This window comes from Thioclava kandeliae, from assembly GCF_040297545.1.
Taxonomy (GTDB): domain Bacteria; phylum Pseudomonadota; class Alphaproteobacteria; order Rhodobacterales; family Rhodobacteraceae; genus Thioclava; species Thioclava kandeliae.
In genome coordinates, this window is record NZ_JAYWLC010000001.1 from 38,427 (window position 1) to 54,253 (window position 15,827).

At 60.7% G+C, this 15,827-nt stretch carries 20 protein-coding genes; 6 read left to right on the forward strand and 14 right to left on the reverse strand.

Features of this window, described 5'->3' with window-relative positions:
* Positions 1-7 precede the first annotated feature (7 nt).
* From VSX56_RS00185 to dusB, 3 genes are read right to left on the reverse strand one after another with little or no spacing between them, the layout of a single operon-like run.
* Positions 8-1,387, reverse strand: a complete 1,380-nt coding sequence (locus tag VSX56_RS00185; RefSeq protein ID WP_339112531.1) for a response regulator — start codon at positions 1,385-1,387, stop codon at positions 8-10.
* Positions 1,388-1,401: 14 nt separating this feature from the next.
* Complete coding sequence (locus tag VSX56_RS00190) at positions 1,402-2,460, reverse strand: two-component system sensor histidine kinase NtrB (protein WP_339112530.1); 1,059 nt, start codon at positions 2,458-2,460, stop codon at positions 1,402-1,404.
* Positions 2,457-3,431, reverse strand: coding sequence for a tRNA dihydrouridine synthase DusB (gene dusB / locus VSX56_RS00195; RefSeq protein WP_350933966.1), 975 nt, complete (start codon positions 3,429-3,431; stop codon positions 2,457-2,459). The genes VSX56_RS00190 and dusB overlap by 4 nt, the downstream gene beginning before the upstream one ends.
* 228 nt (positions 3,432-3,659) lie before the next feature.
* Here dusB and VSX56_RS00200 point away from each other — a divergent pair, with 228 nt between their 5' ends.
* The 4 genes from VSX56_RS00200 to VSX56_RS00215 all read left to right on the forward strand — a co-directional run bounded on the left by VSX56_RS00200 (position 3,660) and on the right by VSX56_RS00215 (position 7,194).
* Entirely contained in the window at positions 3,660-4,823 is a 1,164-nt protein-coding gene (locus tag VSX56_RS00200; protein WP_350933968.1) for a bifunctional 2-C-methyl-D-erythritol 4-phosphate cytidylyltransferase/2-C-methyl-D-erythritol 2,4-cyclodiphosphate synthase, read from the forward strand.
* Positions 4,824-4,859: 36 nt separating this feature from the next.
* Entirely contained in the window at positions 4,860-5,351 is a 492-nt protein-coding gene (locus tag VSX56_RS00205; protein ID WP_339112527.1) for a phosphatidylglycerophosphatase A family protein, read from the forward strand.
* A 13-nt stretch (positions 5,352-5,364) separates the two neighbouring features.
* Complete coding sequence (locus VSX56_RS00210) at positions 5,365-5,838, forward strand: CinA family protein (protein WP_350933970.1); 474 nt, start codon at positions 5,365-5,367, stop codon at positions 5,836-5,838.
* A 177-nt stretch (positions 5,839-6,015) separates the two neighbouring features.
* Positions 6,016-7,194 (forward strand): ammonium transporter, encoded by a 1,179-nt coding sequence (locus tag VSX56_RS00215; RefSeq protein ID WP_350933972.1) that lies wholly within the window; start codon positions 6,016-6,018, stop codon positions 7,192-7,194.
* A 59-nt stretch (positions 7,195-7,253) separates the two neighbouring features.
* Here the strand turns inward: VSX56_RS00215 and VSX56_RS00220 are convergent, their stop codons facing one another.
* Complete coding sequence (locus VSX56_RS00220) at positions 7,254-7,709, reverse strand: type II toxin-antitoxin system RatA family toxin (RefSeq protein ID WP_339112524.1); 456 nt, start codon at positions 7,707-7,709, stop codon at positions 7,254-7,256.
* Between the two features lie 110 nt (positions 7,710-7,819).
* Between VSX56_RS00220 and hpt the strand changes: the two genes are divergently transcribed.
* Together hpt and VSX56_RS00230 are read left to right on the forward strand one after the other, a co-directional pair.
* The gene (gene hpt, locus VSX56_RS00225) at positions 7,820-8,368 is read left to right on the forward strand and encodes a hypoxanthine phosphoribosyltransferase (RefSeq protein ID WP_339112523.1); all 549 of its coding nucleotides are present in this window, start codon (positions 7,820-7,822) and stop codon (positions 8,366-8,368) included.
* The gene (locus VSX56_RS00230; RefSeq protein ID WP_339112522.1) at positions 8,365-8,544 is read left to right on the forward strand and encodes a hypothetical protein; all 180 of its coding nucleotides are present in this window, start codon (positions 8,365-8,367) and stop codon (positions 8,542-8,544) included. The genes hpt and VSX56_RS00230 overlap by 4 nt, the downstream gene beginning before the upstream one ends.
* Positions 8,545-8,720: 176 nt before the next feature.
* Here the strand turns inward: VSX56_RS00230 and grxB are convergent, their stop codons facing one another.
* The 10 genes from grxB to yajC form a co-directional block, all read right to left on the reverse strand.
* Positions 8,721-9,359, reverse strand: coding sequence for a glutaredoxin 2 (grxB, locus tag VSX56_RS00235; protein ID WP_350933976.1), 639 nt, complete (start codon positions 9,357-9,359; stop codon positions 8,721-8,723).
* Positions 9,360-9,434: 75 nt separating this feature from the next.
* Entirely contained in the window at positions 9,435-9,962 is a 528-nt protein-coding gene (locus VSX56_RS00240; protein WP_339112520.1) for a DsbE family thiol:disulfide interchange protein, read from the reverse strand.
* Positions 9,955-10,116, reverse strand: a complete 162-nt coding sequence (gene ccmD, locus VSX56_RS00245) for a heme exporter protein CcmD (RefSeq protein ID WP_339112519.1) — start codon at positions 10,114-10,116, stop codon at positions 9,955-9,957. Before ccmD ends, VSX56_RS00240 begins: the two co-directional genes overlap by 8 nt.
* Positions 10,116-10,844: a heme ABC transporter permease gene (locus tag VSX56_RS00250; protein WP_350933978.1), complete on the reverse strand. Its 729-nt coding sequence runs from the start codon at positions 10,842-10,844 to the stop codon at positions 10,116-10,118. The genes ccmD and VSX56_RS00250 overlap by 1 nt, the downstream gene beginning before the upstream one ends.
* 66 nt (positions 10,845-10,910) lie before the next feature.
* Positions 10,911-11,567, reverse strand: a complete 657-nt coding sequence (ccmB, locus tag VSX56_RS00255; protein WP_339112517.1) for a heme exporter protein CcmB — start codon at positions 11,565-11,567, stop codon at positions 10,911-10,913.
* On the reverse strand, positions 11,564-12,199 hold the full coding sequence (ccmA, locus tag VSX56_RS00260; protein ID WP_339112516.1) for a heme ABC exporter ATP-binding protein CcmA: 636 nt from the start codon (positions 12,197-12,199) through the stop codon (positions 11,564-11,566). The genes ccmB and ccmA overlap by 4 nt, the downstream gene beginning before the upstream one ends.
* Before the next feature lie 4 nt (positions 12,200-12,203).
* Positions 12,204-12,587: an Mth938-like domain-containing protein gene (locus VSX56_RS00265; RefSeq protein ID WP_339112515.1), complete on the reverse strand. Its 384-nt coding sequence runs from the start codon at positions 12,585-12,587 to the stop codon at positions 12,204-12,206.
* Positions 12,588-12,602: 15 nt separating this feature from the next.
* Positions 12,603-13,583: a protein translocase subunit SecF gene (gene secF / locus VSX56_RS00270; protein WP_350933981.1), complete on the reverse strand. Its 981-nt coding sequence runs from the start codon at positions 13,581-13,583 to the stop codon at positions 12,603-12,605.
* Between the two features lie 13 nt (positions 13,584-13,596).
* The gene (gene secD / locus VSX56_RS00275) at positions 13,597-15,261 is read right to left on the reverse strand and encodes a protein translocase subunit SecD (protein ID WP_350933983.1); all 1,665 of its coding nucleotides are present in this window, start codon (positions 15,259-15,261) and stop codon (positions 13,597-13,599) included.
* Positions 15,262-15,278: 17 nt separating this feature from the next.
* Positions 15,279-15,617 carry a preprotein translocase subunit YajC gene (gene yajC, locus VSX56_RS00280; RefSeq protein ID WP_339112512.1) on the reverse strand — a complete coding sequence of 113 codons (339 nt, stop codon included), beginning with the start codon at positions 15,615-15,617 and terminating at the stop codon, positions 15,279-15,281.
* Positions 15,618-15,827 lie beyond the last annotated feature (210 nt).

A 15,827-nucleotide genomic window follows, 5' to 3' on the forward strand; every position in this document is an offset into this window, starting at 1 on the left:
GTCACTTTCAGGTCAGCTTACGGCGGCGCGTAACTTGGATGTCGAGATCGGTGATTTTCTTGCGCAGGGTATTGCGGTTGATCCCCAGCAGATCGGCGCAGCGGGCCTGATTGCCCCCTGTCGCATCGAGCGCAATCTCGATCAGCGGCGCTTCCATCTCCTTCAGGATCCGGTCATAGAGACCGGGCGCCGGAAGGTTGCCACCATGCAGATCAAAATAACGGCGCAGATGGCGCGCTATGGAGGCCGACAGCTTCTCGCCCTCTCCACCCGGGCGCAGCGGTTCGACTGCGGGTTGGTTGCCCAGAACGGCTTCGACCTCGTTGCGCGAAATCTCGTCCTCGGACGAGGTCACCACGAGACGGCGGATCGTATTCTCGAGCTGGCGCACGTTACCCGGCCATGCATAGGCCCGCACGAGCGCCATGGCCTCGGTCGAGAAGAGGCGATGGCCGAGGCCTTCCGTCTCGGAACGCCCCAGAAAATGCTCGGCCAGAAGCGGAATATCCTCGACACGCTCTCGCAGCGGCGGCACCGCCAGCGTCACACCGCCCAAGCGGTAATACAGATCCTGCCGGAACTTGTCGGCTTCCATCAGCGCGGCCAGATCGACCTGCGTCGTGGCCATGATACGCGGCGCCGGATCGGGAAGGCTATCGAGGAGGCGCACGATCTTCGCTTGGGTCTCATCGTCATAATCGCCCACCTCGTCAAAGACGAGGCTACCGCCTTTGGCGCGGCTGATCAGCGAGGACGCCCCTTCGGCCCCTTGCAGATCGGAGGCCTGAGCGACCACGAATGGCAGGGTGCGGCGATCGGAGAAATCATGAATAGCCCGCGCGATCAGCGATTTTCCGGTTCCGGATTCCCCAAGTATCAGCACCGGCAGATCGGCATTCATCACCCGTGCAACAAGCCGGTAAAGCGCCTGCATCGCCTGCGTGCGACCCACCAGCGGCAGATCGGATTGCGGTTCGCGGACCTCGATTTCGACCGGTTTGGGCGGCGAGACCTGCTGTTTGCGCTTCTGCTCCAAAGCCTTTTGGGCCCGCTTCATCAGATCGGGCAGATCGAAAGGCTTGGGCAGGTAGTCATAAGCATCCGCTTCGGCCGCCTGCACCGCCGTCATGATGGTGTTCTGCGCCGAGATCACGATCACCGGCATGCCCGGACGGTGCTCCGCGATCTTGGGGAGCTGTTGGAGACCATTGCCATCGGGCATCATCACATCGGAGATCACCAGATCGCCTTTGCCCTCTTCGACCCAGCGCATCAGCGTGGTCAGCGACGCGGTTGCGTGAACACGGCACCCCGCCCGCGTCAGGGCTTGGGTCAAAACAGTACGGATCGTGCGATCGTCATCAGCTACAAGGACTGTACCATCCATCGGGGCTACTCCTTTTATCGGGCGACTGGCAGAGAAATACGGAAAACGGTCCGACCGGGGACGGAATCGAGATTGATCCAGCCGTCATGGTCGGAAATAATTTTGGACACGAGCGCGAGGCCAAGCCCCGTGCCGTTCTCGCGCCCTGAAACGAAAGGCTCGAAAACATTGGCGGCGATATCGGCCGGAATGCCCGGACCGTCATCGATGATCTCGACCTGCAGGGGCAAAGCCTTCCCGCGGCCATCTGCCGTCCGGATGCGCAGCTTGTGCTCGTAAAAGGTCCGGATCGTGATTGTGCCTTCGGTTTTCGCGGCCTGGCTGGCATTTTTCAGAAGGTTCAGGAACACCTGCACCAACTGGTCGGCATCGCCCAGCGTCAACGGCAGCGACGGATCGTAATCGTCGCGGATCTCCATATGCCCGCCGAACCCGACCTCCGCCGATTTGCGTGCGCGGTCCAGCACATCATGGATGTTCACCGGCTTTTTCTCGGGCGGCCGGACATTGCCGAACTGCTCGACCTGCTCCAGAAGCTTTACCACACGCCGCGTCTCGTCGACGATGAGGTCGGTCAGTTCCAGATCCTCGCCGGTCAGTCCCATCGACAGCAGCTGGGCCGCCCCCGCGATACCGGCCAGCGGATTCTTGATCTCGTGGGCCAGCATCTCGGCCATACCGATCGCCGAGCGCGCGGCAGATTTGGCCATATTGGCACGGCCAAGACGGTCAGACAGCTCGCGCGGGGTAATCAGGAACAGGATCTGGTCGGGATCGGAGCCCAGCGTCGAGGTCTGCAGATTGCATTGCACCGGCGCCTTCTCTCCTGTCGTCACCTCGACATCATTGACGAAAACGGTGGTCTGACCAGCGCGGGTGCGGGCGAAGATCTCCTCGAGAGGCGCATTGATCGCCAGCCGCTCGGAGACCGATTTGCCCTGCATCGCGCGCGCCGAGAGGTTGAGAAACTGCTCGGCCGAAGGGTTCACCTCGCTCACACAATCGTCTCGGTCGATCAGAAGTGCCGGAATAGGCAGGGAATTCCAGATTACGCCGGGGGCAGGCAGTGTCACGCAGCCATCCTCTCACCAAAAGCGGCCAGAATCAGAGCGCGCGTGGCCTCCGGTGTCTGGGCCCGCACCATTTCGTCACGCAGCGGCGCACCGGCAGCCTCGGCATACCAGCCCAGATGCTTGCGTGCGAGCCGCAGGCCCAGCTCCGCGCCGTAAAACCTTAAAATCTCTTCGTAATGGCCAAGGATCATCTGGGCCAGATCCATCCCCTCCGGGATCGCAGGCGCAGGCGTGCCGTGGATCTCATGGGCAATCTGCGCCAAAAGCCATGGCCGCCCCTGAATACCGCGTCCGACCATCACCCCCGCAGCCCCGCTCTGTTCAAGCGCGGCGCGGGCGCTGGCTGCACTGGTGATATCGCCATTGGCAATCACCGGAATATCGACGGCCTCCACGACCTCGCGGATCGCGGCCCAATCGGCACTGCCCTTGTAGAACTGCATGCGTGTGCGGCCATGCACGACGATCATCTGGACGCCTGCAGCCTCGGCACGGCGCGCGATCTCGGCCGCATTGCGGCTGTCATCGCACCAGCCAAGGCGCATCTTCAGCGTGACCGGCACATCGACGGCGGCAACCACCGCCTCGATCAGCGTCAGCGCATGATCGGGGTTGCGCATCAGCGCCGAGCCCGACGCCCCGCCCGTCACCTTCTTCGCCGGACAGCCCATATTGATATCGATCACCCGCGCGCCCATTCCGGCGACCAGCTTGGCCGCCTCGCCCATAGGCTGCGCCTCGCGCCCCGCCAGCTGGACCGAGGAGGGCATATCGAGCGACATATCCGTGCGCGCCTTGGCCCGCACCGAGGGCTTGGCCGTCAGCATCTCGCCCGAGGCCACCATCTCGGACACAACGAGCCCCGCCCCAAAGCCCCCAACAAGGCTGCGGAACGGCTTATCCGTTATTCCGGCCATAGGTGCCAGTAGCACCGGCGGATCGATAGAGACATCTTGAAGCTGAATAGACACGGACCATCCCGAAATAACTCTGGTTTTCTGCTACCGCCTCATCGGCTGAATCACAAATCCTCTGAGGCGAATCTCCCGTTAAAAAGGCAGGAAAAATATGCACCTGCCTAATTATTATGCAAATATACGCGGAAATCGACCGCATTTCAATAAAAGCCTGTTGTGATTGCACAGAACTTCCGCATCGCCTAAGGCTTTGGCAAAGATTTCGACGTGCAAGAGGTTTCGATGTCGATCGCGATGATAATCGTCGCAGCTGGGCGTGGCACACGCGCCGGTGGCGAGGAGCCCAAACAGTGGCAGATGCTTGCCGGCCAACCCGTGCTGCGTCATACGATTGCAAGCTGCTATAAGGCGTTAGCCTCCGCCAATGCCGAATGTGCACGCGTCGTCGTGGTGCTGCATCCCGATGATATGGCGCGGGGGCTGGCACTAACCGGCGGAGCAGTTACGCTGGTTGCGGGCGGCAACACCCGTGATGCGTCTGTCCGAAACGCTTTGGAGGCCCTTGCCGACCAGAATATAAGCAAAGTGTTGATCCATGACGGAGCGCGCCCCTTGCTGCCCGCCGAGGTGCTGACAGGCGTTCTGCACGCACTCGACGGCCATCCTGCCGCAGCACCGGCCCTGCCCGTCACGGATGCACTCTGGACCGGCGCGGAGGATCTGGTCAGCGGCACCCGCGACCGCACGGGCCTCTACCGTGCGCAGACCCCGCAGGGGTTCCGCTTCGACGCCATCCTCGCCGCGCACCGCGCCCATGAGGGCCCTGCCGCCGATGATGTGGAGATTGTGCGCATGGCGGGGATGGACGTCGCGATCACGCTTGGGCATGAAGATAATCTCAAGATCACCTATCCCGCAGATTTCGCCCGCGCCGAGGCGATCCTGCGAGCAAGAAAGGATGCCGCAATGGATGTAAGACTGGGCAATGGCTATGATGTGCATGCTTTCACCGAGGGCGACCATGTGGTGCTGTGCGGCGTGAAGATTCCGCATTCCAAAGCGCTTTTAGGCCATTCGGATGCCGATGTGGGCATGCATGCGCTGACCGATGCGATCTATGGCGCTTTGGCGCAGGGCGATATCGGACGGCATTTCCCGCCCAGTGATCCGCAATGGAAGGGCGCGGCCAGCTGGATCTTCCTCGACCATGCCGCAAAACTCGCGCGCAAGATGGGCTACCGGATTAGTAATGCCGATGTCACCCTGATCTGCGAGCGCCCCAAGGTCGGGCCCCATGCGCCCGAGATGATGGCCGAGCTGGCGCGCATCATGGAGATCGAGCCGGACCGTGTATCGGTCAAGGCCACCACCTCCGAACGACTGGGCTTTACCGGCCGCGAGGAGGGCATCGCCTCCATCGCCACCGTCACCTTGATTGCCGAGTAAGCTCGCCGTCCTATCTGCGCCCCCAAGGAGACATCCATGCTGAATTTCATCAATACCTTCTTCTGGTCGGGCAAGCTGAAACCGGCCTCGGGCACTTGGGGGTCGCTTGCCGCGTTGATCGTCGGCTGGGCGATAGAGCATTGGCTGGGCTTCTGGCCGCTGGTTATTGCCTTTGTTCTGGCAACGGTAGTGGGGTTCATCACGGTCCCTGCCGAGCTGAAGGACCGCCCCTCCGATGATCCGTCCGAGATCGTGATCGACGAGGTCGCAGGGCTCTGGCTGGCCATGCTGTTCCCTGCAGTGGGCTTCTACATGCGCGATATGTCCATGGTCTGGCCGGGGCCTATCGCGGCCTTCCTGCTGTTCCGGCTCTTCGATATCTGGAAGCCGTCACTCGTGGGTTGGGCGGACCGTCTGCATACACCGCAGGGCGTGATGCTGGACGATCTGATCGCCGGCGTCTTTGCCGGCATCTGCACGATCATCCTCGCAGCCCTCTACCATATCCCCCTGATCCTGATGTCCTGAGCCGGAGGCCGCCATGTCCGATCTTGCCCCCCTCGTAATAGCCGCCGCCAAAGCCAGAGGCCTCATGATTGCCACAGCTGAAAGTTGCACAGGCGGCATGATCGCGGCGGCACTGACCGATATCGCAGGATCCTCTGCCGTGTTCGAGCGTGGCTTTGTCACCTATTCCAACGCGGCCAAGACCGAGATGCTGGGCGTGCCCGCAGAAACCATCGCCCAGTATGGTGCTGTCTCGGAAGAGGTCGCGTCGGCTATGGCCGCAGGCGCCCTCGCCCATAGCCGGGCAGCGATTGCCGTTTCGGTCACGGGCATCGCGGGTCCCGGAGGCTCCGAGCACAAACCCGAAGGCCGCGTCTGTTTCGGACTGGCCCGCACAGGGGCCCCGCCACAGACATGGACCTGCGAATACGGTGCAATCGGACGCGGACTTGTCCGCCACCACACCCGTGAACACGCCCTTTCTTTAATCCTGACGTCTGTTAAATAAGCATATTTATATTTTTATTTCGGCGCAAAATTGATCATGGAGCCGAAATTTATGCACAATATGTAATCTTTCTTCATAACGACTACATATTAACCGCCATTATTGGCGATTTGCCCCTTTACCGGTCTTCCATAGGATATATGCCGCCTCGGCGCGATCTTTCACGGAGGAAATCGGATGAGCGGAGCAGATACGGCATGGGTCATGGTTGCGACAGCCTTGGTCCTGTTCATGACATTACCAGGGCTTGCCCTGTTCTATGGCGGTCTTGTCAGGGCGCGAAACGTGCTCTCGGTATTCATGCAATGTTTTGCCGTTGCCTGTCTGATGAGCCTCCTTTGGCTGCTCTTCGGCTATTCGATGGCCTTCGGCAGCGGCGACGGTTTCTGGGGCGGTTTGGGCAAATTCGCCCTCATCGGCATCACCCCTGACGATCTCCGGGGGACAATTCCCGAAATCTGCTTCTTCGCTTTCCAGATGACCTTCGCGATCATCACTCCGGCACTGATCCTAGGCGCTTTTGTCGAGCGGATCAATTTTGCCTTTGTGCTGAGCTTTTGTGCCCTGTGGCTACTCGCCGTTTACGCGCCGGTTACACACTGGATCTGGGGCGGTGGCATGATGGCCGATGGAGGCATCTTCGGCGCGGTCGGCACCAAGGATTTCGCAGGCGGCATCGTCGTGCACGAAACCGCAGCCCTCGCAGCCCTTCTTCTGGCCGTCATGGTCGGACCGCGCGCGAAACGTCACACCCCGCCGCATGCGCCGGTGTTGGTGGCCATCGGTGCAGGCATGCTCTGGGTCGGTTGGTTCGGTTTCAATGGTGGCTCGCAGCTTGCCGCCGATGGTGGCGCGGCAATGGCGATCACCGTCACCCATATTTCCGCGGCCGCCGCCTCACTCTCCTGGGCGCTCTGGGAGCGGATCAAATTCGGCAAATCCAGCCTGATCGGTCTGGTGACCGGCACGATCGCGGGACTGGCCTCCATCACCCCCGCCTCCGGCTATGTTGGCCCTCTGGAGGCGCTCCTGATAGGCGCCATCGCCGGTATTCTGTGTCAGGAAGCCGTGATCCTGCTCCGCGACCGGCTGAAGATCGACGACTCGCTCGATGTATTTGCCGTGCACGGCGTGGGTGGAATTTTCGGCACTATCATGATCGCGGCTCTGGGCCATGGCGCATGGATCGCCCAACTGGGCGCACTCATCATGGTGGGCGTCTATACGATCGTCCTCAGCTGGATCATCGCCAAGCTCGTCGGTCTCGTCTTCCCGATGCGAGTCTCCTCGGAAGACGAGAATAGCGGGCTCGATCTCGCCGCCCATGGCGAACGCGCCTACGACCATACATCCTGAGACCGGAAAAGCCGCCCCTCGGGGCGGCTTTTTATCTGTCTGGCAACCGGTTGGCGTATTTACTTCACACCGTATAGATCATGTGCGCGGTCCTCGAAGGCCTTCACGATCCGGCGCATTGCCTCATTGAAAACCGTGCCAATAACGCCTTGCAAGATCTTGTTCTTGAACTCGAAATCAACAAAGAAATCAACCTTGCAGCCGCCCTCGGGCAGATCCTCGAAATCCCAGGTGCTTTTGAGATATTTGAACGGCCCGTCAAGATATTCGGTGTCAATATGCTTTGTCTCGGGCCAGAGCGTCACGCGCGAGCCAAAGCGCTCGCGGAAGACCTTGAACGAGATCACCAGATCCGCGAGCATCACCGTTGACCCATCGGGCTGCTCGGTCGTCGAGCGGATACGTGCGGCCGAGTTCCAAGGCAGGAATTTCGGATAGCTCTGCACATCGGCCACCAAATCATACATTTGCTGCGCCGTATACGGCAGCACGCGACTGTCAGATTGTTTTGGCATAGCCGACCTTCTTCCCGTTACCCTTGTTTCGCCGCCCCTTTACTTGCGATAAACGAAGGGAGATTCAAGAGCCGATCAACCGGACCGGCTCTGCAAAGGAGCGCAATACGATGACTGATCGTCCCTATGAGATCGAAACCTTTATCTCGGCCAAGCAGATCGCGGCACGGGTCGAAACTCTGGCCGCCGAGATTACCGAACATTTCCAAGGCACTGACAAACTGGTGGTGATAGGGCTTCTGCGTGGATCTTTTGTGTTCATAGCCGATCTGATCCGCGAGATCGACCTGCCCTGCGAGGTCGATTTCCTCGAAGCGTCAAGCTATGGAAACGAGACAACCTCCTCACGGGAAGTTCGTGTTCTGAAGGACTTACGCGGAAATATCGGCGGTCGGGATGTGCTTGTGGTCGAGGATATCGTCGATACCGGTCATACGATCTCAAAGATCATGGAGATGCTGCGGGCACGCGGTCCACGAAAGATCGCCTGCTGCGCGATGCTTGACAAGCCCTCGCGGCGCGAGGTCGATGTGAAGGCTGACTGGTGCGGCTTCGAGATCCCCGACGAGTTCGTAATCGGCTATGGTCTGGACTTCGCGCAGAGCCACCGGAACCTGCCCTATATCGGGACGGTTAGATTTCTGGATGACGTGCAATGAACCTCATCTGGTTCTTCCGGATGGCGAAATGGGTTCGCCATCCTCCTTCCAAACGTCAGGTGCGGATCGTCCTGATCGTCGCGGCCTGTGCGCTGCTCATACTGGGGCTCGATTGGCTCGGGCTTTGGCCGGATTGGGCGCAGATGCAACCGGGTGGTCGGCATCGGATTAACTAACCCAAAGCGCTTTGAGAGCTAATCAAAGCGCTTTGGATGGCGATAATGGCAAAAAACCTGAGGACCATGCGCGTGATAATCCCTACAGTCTCGGTGAGGCCCATCGGCATATCGAAAAATTACATGGTAAGGGCATCCAAACCCGTTTGAAAAACCTCCAAACCGGTTTGGAATACTTAACATGACGCGCGAAGCGCACTGACCAACGGCACACCGCTTCGTTCAGCCATCCGGTGGCGATAGGCATCGACTGCGGCGGGATAGCGGATCCCGTCCATCACAGAAAGCGACCGCAAAACCGGAAAGAGCAGGATATCGTTGATCGAGGCCCCCTCGGCATCCGGCAGTAACGGCACCAGCGCCTCCAGCCCCAGTTCGAGAGATGCAATCAACTCCGGCGTTCTGGCCTTCAAACCATCGAAATCACCAAAGGTGGCGGTTTTCTTGCGCGTGAAATAGGCGATCGCTTCGGGGGTCGCGAATTCCGGATAGACCGGGTCCGGGGTGCGTGGAATTACCAGATCATTGATCACATCGTTCCATTTCTCCAGCCACTCGACCAAAGCTGGATCGGGCGCGCCCCCAAAAACGGGAAGCCCGTCGAGCGCATCAAGATAGTGAACAATATCAAGGCTCTCGCCCATATACTTCCCATCATCTTGCAAGATGGGAAGCATTTTGGCCCCGATCATACGGATCGGCGTCTCTTCATCATCATTCAACTGAAACCCGAGATCGAGGGGGATGTCCTTTAGACCGAAGGGGATACGCGCACGCACGCAGAACGGACAATGATCATAAACGAACAGCTTCATGAGAGTTCCTTTCGAAGGCATATCCCTAGACCCTAGCGATCCTGCCGCGGAAGAAAACCTCTGAAGCTTCGCTGTTTATTCGGATTGCCCCAGAAGCGGCTGAATTTTCTGGGAAATAACATCATCGGTCAGAGGGCCGGCATAGCGCATCAGCACCTTCCCATCCCCATCCACGACAAAGGTTTCCGGCACGCCATAGACGCCCCAGTTAAGCGCCATCTGGCCCTCGGGATCCTGCCCGGCACGGGCGAAAGGATTACCCAAACTATCCAAAAATGCCAGTGCCTTATCTGGGTTATCCTTATAGTTCACACCAAGTATCTGGACCCCCTGTCCGGCAAGCGATTCCAGATTGGGATGTTCCACCCGACAGGGCGCGCACCACGAGGCCCAGAAATTCACCAGCTTTACCTTGCCGTCTTTCAGATCGGCGCTGGAAAATTCGGGAAGCGTCCCCAAGGCGCTCAGCTGCACCTCGGGCGCCGGCTTGCCCGCAAAGGCCGTGGGCAGCTGGCTCGGGTCCTGCCGCGACATGCCCCAGATGAACATCCCCGCAAGGGCCGCAAAGACCAGCGGCGGCGCCAGCATAAGAGGCTTAACCATTGCGGATCTCCTCCATGCGCGCCTCTTGCCGCGCCAGAGCGGCCTTCACACGGCGGCTCTGCCAGAGCGTCACGCCGATCACCACGGCCAGCAATACCAGGCAGGCGCCCCAGCTCAGAAGGACCGTATATTCGTATTTGCCAAGATCGAGCATCAGACCATCCGCTCCCTTTGTTCGAGTGCATGGAGCCTGCGGCGGCGGATCTCGGTGCGGGTGCGCACCAGCACAAGGGTCAGGAACAGCAGACCGAAGCCCGCCATACACAGCAGAAGCGGGAACCAGTAGACATCCGCGATATGCTGCTCGCGATCCATCGACAGGGTCGCCCCCTGATGTAGCCCCTGATTCCAGAAATTCACCGCATAGCGCGACAGAAGCGCGAAGACCGAGCCTACAAGGCACAGAACGCCCGTCAGGTCGGCCGCAGTGTCGGGGTTATCGATCGCGGCCCAGAGCGCCATATAGCCCAGATAGAAGAGGAAGAGGATCAGGAAGGAGGTCAGGCGCGGATCCCATGCCCACCATGTGCCCCACATCGGTTCGCCCCAGATCGCACCGGTCACCAGCGCGATCAGCGTCATCACCATCCCCACGGGCGCCGCAGCCTTGGCCGCCAGTGCCGAGACATGGTGGCGGCGGATGATCCAGATCAGCGAGGCCACAAGCATCATGATCCAGATATTGATCGCCATCATCGCCGAGGGGACATGGACATAGATGACCTTCACGCTGGAGCCGAAATTATCGGCGGCAGGCGTGAAGAAAAAGCCCCAGATCAGCCCCGGGACGAGGGTCAGGATCGTGAGGGCCACCACGAATGGCAGCAGCTTATCGGTCGTTCGCATGAACTTGACCGGATTGGCGTATTCCCAGATCGACATCGGTGGCGGAACCTTTCAACGGACATGGGCTACCTTTCGCCCGCCACGGGCGCAGGTGGCCTTGATTTACCTCAGATTTACGCGGATTGCCGCGGCAGATGCAAACGGGACCAGCGCCGCCGACGCCAATGTGATCCCTGCCAGCACGAAGGCGGGGGCCTCGACACTCATACCCTGCGCTCCGCGCCGCACCAGCTCGGCACCAAAGATGAGCGTCGGCACATAGAGCGGCAGCACCAGAAGCGATAGCAGAAGCCCCCCGCGTTTGATCCCCACGGTGAGTGCGGCCCCGAACGTCCCCAAAACCGAGAGCGCGGGCGTGCCCAGAAGGAGCGCCAGCACCAGCCAGACATAGCCTTGCGGATCGAGATGCAGAAGCAACCCGAACAAGGGCGAGGCGATCACCAGCGGCAGGCCCGTGGTCAGCCAATGCGCCAAGGCCTTCATGGACACAACGGCCTCCATCGGCATCGGCGCGGTGGCCAGAAGGTCGAGCGAGCCATCCTCGTAATCGAGCGCGAAGATCCGGTCGAGCGAGAGGAGACAGGCCAGAAGCGCGCCGACCCAGAGGATGCCGGGCGCAATACGGGCAAGCACCTCGGCCTGCGGACCAACCCCGAAGGGCACCAGCGTGACCACGATCAGGAAAAAGGCCAGACCAAGCCCGAAGCCGCCGCCCGCGCGGAAGGCCAGACGCAAGTCCCGAAGAAGGAGTGCTCTCATAGGAAGGCCTCGTCAAAGCCACCGGTCAGACCGGTAGGCGGTGCCAGCGGATCGGCACGGAAAGGCGCCAGCTCCAGCACGCGCGCCTCGGGCAGACCCAGATCGATATGGGTGGCCATGAGAGCGGCGCCGCCCGAGACAAGATGCGCGCGGATGGCCTCTGCAAAGAGCGCCACCGATGCCTGATCGAGCGAGACGGTCGGCTCGTCGAGCACCCAGATCGGGCGGCCGGTCACCAGAAGCCGCGCAAGGCCGAGGCGGCGCTTCTGCCCCGCCGACAGACTATGGGCGGCGCGATCCGCCAGCGCCTCGAGATTCATCAAAGACAGCGCATGATCGATCCTGCGCGTCGCATAGATATCGGCCCAGAATGTCAGGTTCTCGGTCACACTCAGCGTGGATTTGAGCCCGTCGGAATGCCCCGCATAAGCCATCGCCTCGGCAGCAAGCGACATCTGCCCGCCAAGCGGCGGCTGCAATCCGGCGATGGTGCGCAGAAGGGTCGTCTTGCCGATGCCGTTGGGGCCGCGCAGAACAAGCGCCTCACCGCGATCCATGGTGAAGGAAACGCCCGAGAGGATCGGCACCCCCGCACGGGCGACGCTGAGATCTTCGACACTGAGAAGAGCCATTATCTCAGCCCTGCAATTCGGGCGGAAGATCACCCGGCATGGGCAGAAGCGCTACAGCCACGCGGCGGCCTTCGGTCAGGAGAACATTATAGCTGCGCGCGGCAGAGGGGCTCGACATCGGTTCGGGCATCAGGCCCAGTTCCTCGATGGCGGCGGTAAACGCGGCGGGCGGAAAAGCGATATCGGCGCCCATGCCCACAAAGAGCACATCGATTTTGCCGACCAGCGCGCGAATGGGATCAAGGTCCTCGAACCCGCCCCAATCGGCAACCCCTGCCCCGTAAACCAGTTGCGCGCCGCGACGCACCTCGCCGCCGATCCGGAAGAACCCCGGCCCGTATCCATCGATGGGCAGGGCTCCGGAAAAGCTGGCTTCGGTCATCTGCATCGCGGCACCTATCGCTTACTTGGTCTCGGCTTTGGTGGTCTTGTCGAAGAATTCCTCGGCAGGATCTTTTTTCTCGGTCCGGTTCAGGCCGATCATCAGCACGATATTTTTGGCCACGAAGACCGAGGAATAGGTCCCGATCAGCACGCCAAAGGTCATCGCGAAGACGAAGCCACGGATCACATCACCGCCCAGCACAAGCATGGAGATCAGTGCCAGCAGCGTGGTGCCCGAGGTCATGACCGTGCGCGAGAGCGTCTCGTTGACCGAGATGTTCATCACCTCGCGCAGCGGCATCGTCTTGTATTTGATCAGGTTCTCGCGCAAGCGGTCGAAGACCACCACGGTGTCGTTGATCGAATAGCCCAGAATGGTCAGAAGCGCCGCGATGATCGTCAGGTCGAACTTGATCTGGAAGAGGGAGAAGACGCCCACGGTGATCAGCAAATCGTGCAGCAGCGCCAGCACGGCACCCACGGCAAACTGCCACTCGAAGCGCAACCAGATATAGATCAGGATCGCGGCGGCCGCGGCCAGGACCGACAGGATCGCGGTCTTGATCAGCTCGCCCGAAACCTTGGGGCCCACGGATTCGGTTGCGGTGAATTTCACATCGGGTGCAACGCCCTTGATCGCGGTATCGATAGCGGACACGGTTTGCGGGCTGACCGAGCCCTCGTCGTCCTGCGCCTGGATACGGATTTCGGCCACATGCTGGTCGGCATCGAAGGACGGGTCATAGACCTGCGTGATCACCACATCGCCCAGATCGAGCGACTGCAGCGCGTTACGCCATGCGCCCACATCGACTTCCTCGCTGCTCTCGGCGCGGATGGTGGTGCCACCGCGGAAATCGATACCGAGATTGAGGCCCATGACGAAGGTGATGACCAGCGCCACCGCCATCAGCACCATGGAGCCCCAGAAGGTGATCAGCTGGTGTTTGAAAAAGTCGAACTTGGTCTCGTCTGGAACGAGCTTGAGACGGAATGCCATTGGTTTCGCTCCTTCAGAGATCTAGCGTTTTGGGACGGCGGCGGCCGAACCATGTGACGACAAACAGACGCGTCACCCAGATGGCGGTAAAGACCGAGGTCACGATCCCGATGATCAGCGTCACGGCGAAGCCGCGCACCGGACCTGCACCCAGAACGAAGAGGATGACGGCGGTCAGGAAGGTGGTGACATTGGCGTCGATGATGGCCGACATCGCCTTCTCGTAACCGATCTCGATGGCGCGGGCGGGGCCTTTGACCCGCTTCAGCTCCTCACGGATCCGCTCGTAGATCAGCACGTTGGCATCCACCGCCGTGCCCATAGTCAGCACGATCCCCGCGATACCAGGCAGCGTCAGCGTGCCGCCGATCATCGACATGATGCCGAAGAGCAGCCCGATATTGATCAGGAGCGCCACCGAGGCGAAGGTTCCGAAGAGACCGTAGCTTGCGATCATATAGGCCACGACGAGCGTGAGGCCCACCACGGCCGCAATCGCGCCCGCGCGGATCGAGTCGGCGCCGAGTTCCGGACCGATGGTGCGTTCCTCGAGGAAGTTCAGCTTGGCCGGCAGCGCGCCCGAACGCAGCAGGAGCGCCAGATCGGTTGATTGCTGGATGGTGAAATTACCGGTGATGATGCCCGAACCACCCGCGATATGGGTCTGGATTGTGGGCGCGGAGATCACCTCGTTATCGAGCACGATGGCGAAGGGCTCGCCGATATGGCTGGCGGTGAAATCGCCGAACTGGCGCGCACCGGTGGTGTTGAAGCGGAAGCTCACCGCCGGATAGCCGTTCTGGTCGGTGGCGGCCTTGGCGTCGGTCAGCGCGTCGCCCGAGACAACCGGCACGTCGCCAAGGATATAATAGAGGCCCTCACGCTCGGCATCGGGCACGAGGATATTGCCCTGACCGGCGCTCGCATCGGCATTCTGCGTTGTGCCGTTGACCTGCATGAAGTTCAGCTGCGCGGTCGTGCCGATCAGATCCTTCAGCTCCTGTGCCGAGCCGATGCCGGGCACTTCGATGAGGATACGGTCGGAGCCCTGACGCGCGATGGTGGGTTCGCGGGTGCCCGCGGCATCGATCCGGCGACGCACGATTTCCAGCGATTGCTGCATCGTCCGGTCATCGGTGGCCTGCTTCTCGGCATCCGAGAGTTTGACAGTGATAATATCACCCTGCCCCGAGATATCGAGGTCATCCTGCCCCACACCCGAAAGCGAGGTGATCGGGGATGCAAGGGTTTTTGCGGTAGCGACGGCGGTCTGGATCTGGTCGGCATTGCCGATCTGGATCTTCAGCTCGTCATCGGCGCTTTCGACACGGCGGATCGCGCCGATGGTCGAACGGTCCTTGGCCAAGGCCGTGCGCATCTCGGGCCAGAGCGATTTCATCCGCGCGGCATACACATCCGAAAGCTGGACTTCGGCCAGAAGATGGGCCCCGCCACGAAGGTCGAGACCCAGATTGACAAGACCGCTGGGCAGCCAGCTGGGCCATGCATCCATGGCCGCCTGCTGCTCATCGCTCAGCGCGTCGGTTTTTTCCAGGGTGGAGACCGCATCATTATGCCCCTCCACCTTGGAATAGAAGATATTTGGCGCGGCCATCGCAAGCCCTATGACACATAGGGCAATGATGAGAATACGCTTCCAAAGCGGGATATGCAGCATGGCCGGCGCCTTCGTTCTTATTTCGCTTCAGCAGCGGGTTCGGTCTTGGACACAACCTGACCGATGGTCGACTTCACAACGCGCACTTTCACGCCAGCCGCGATCTCGACCTCGACGGTGCCGTCTTCACGCACATTGGTAACCTTGCCCATGATCCCGCCTTGGGTCACGACCTCGTCGCCGCGACGCAGGGCTTCGACCATCTGGCGGTGTTGTTTCGCCTTTTTCTGCTGCGGACGGATCAGCAGGAAATACATGATGACGAAGATCAGGATCAGCGGCAAAAACTGACCGAGAGCGGCCATACCACCGGGGGCTGCGCCAGCTGCCTGAGCATATGCGGGAGTCGCGAACATTGACTTTGGGTCCTTTCCTTAGGGCCAGAGGGCGCGAGACGCGCCTTTGTATCCGGCGCGCACCCTATAGGGGCCTTGGAGGGTTGGCAAGTTTCTGCCGCCCTCGTAACGAACAAGGCGCCGGAATACATCATGTATCCGACGCTCACACGCAAATGTCAGGAAAGTTTCGGCTGGCCCGAGGCCCATGCGCCGTTCTGGCGCGCGCGG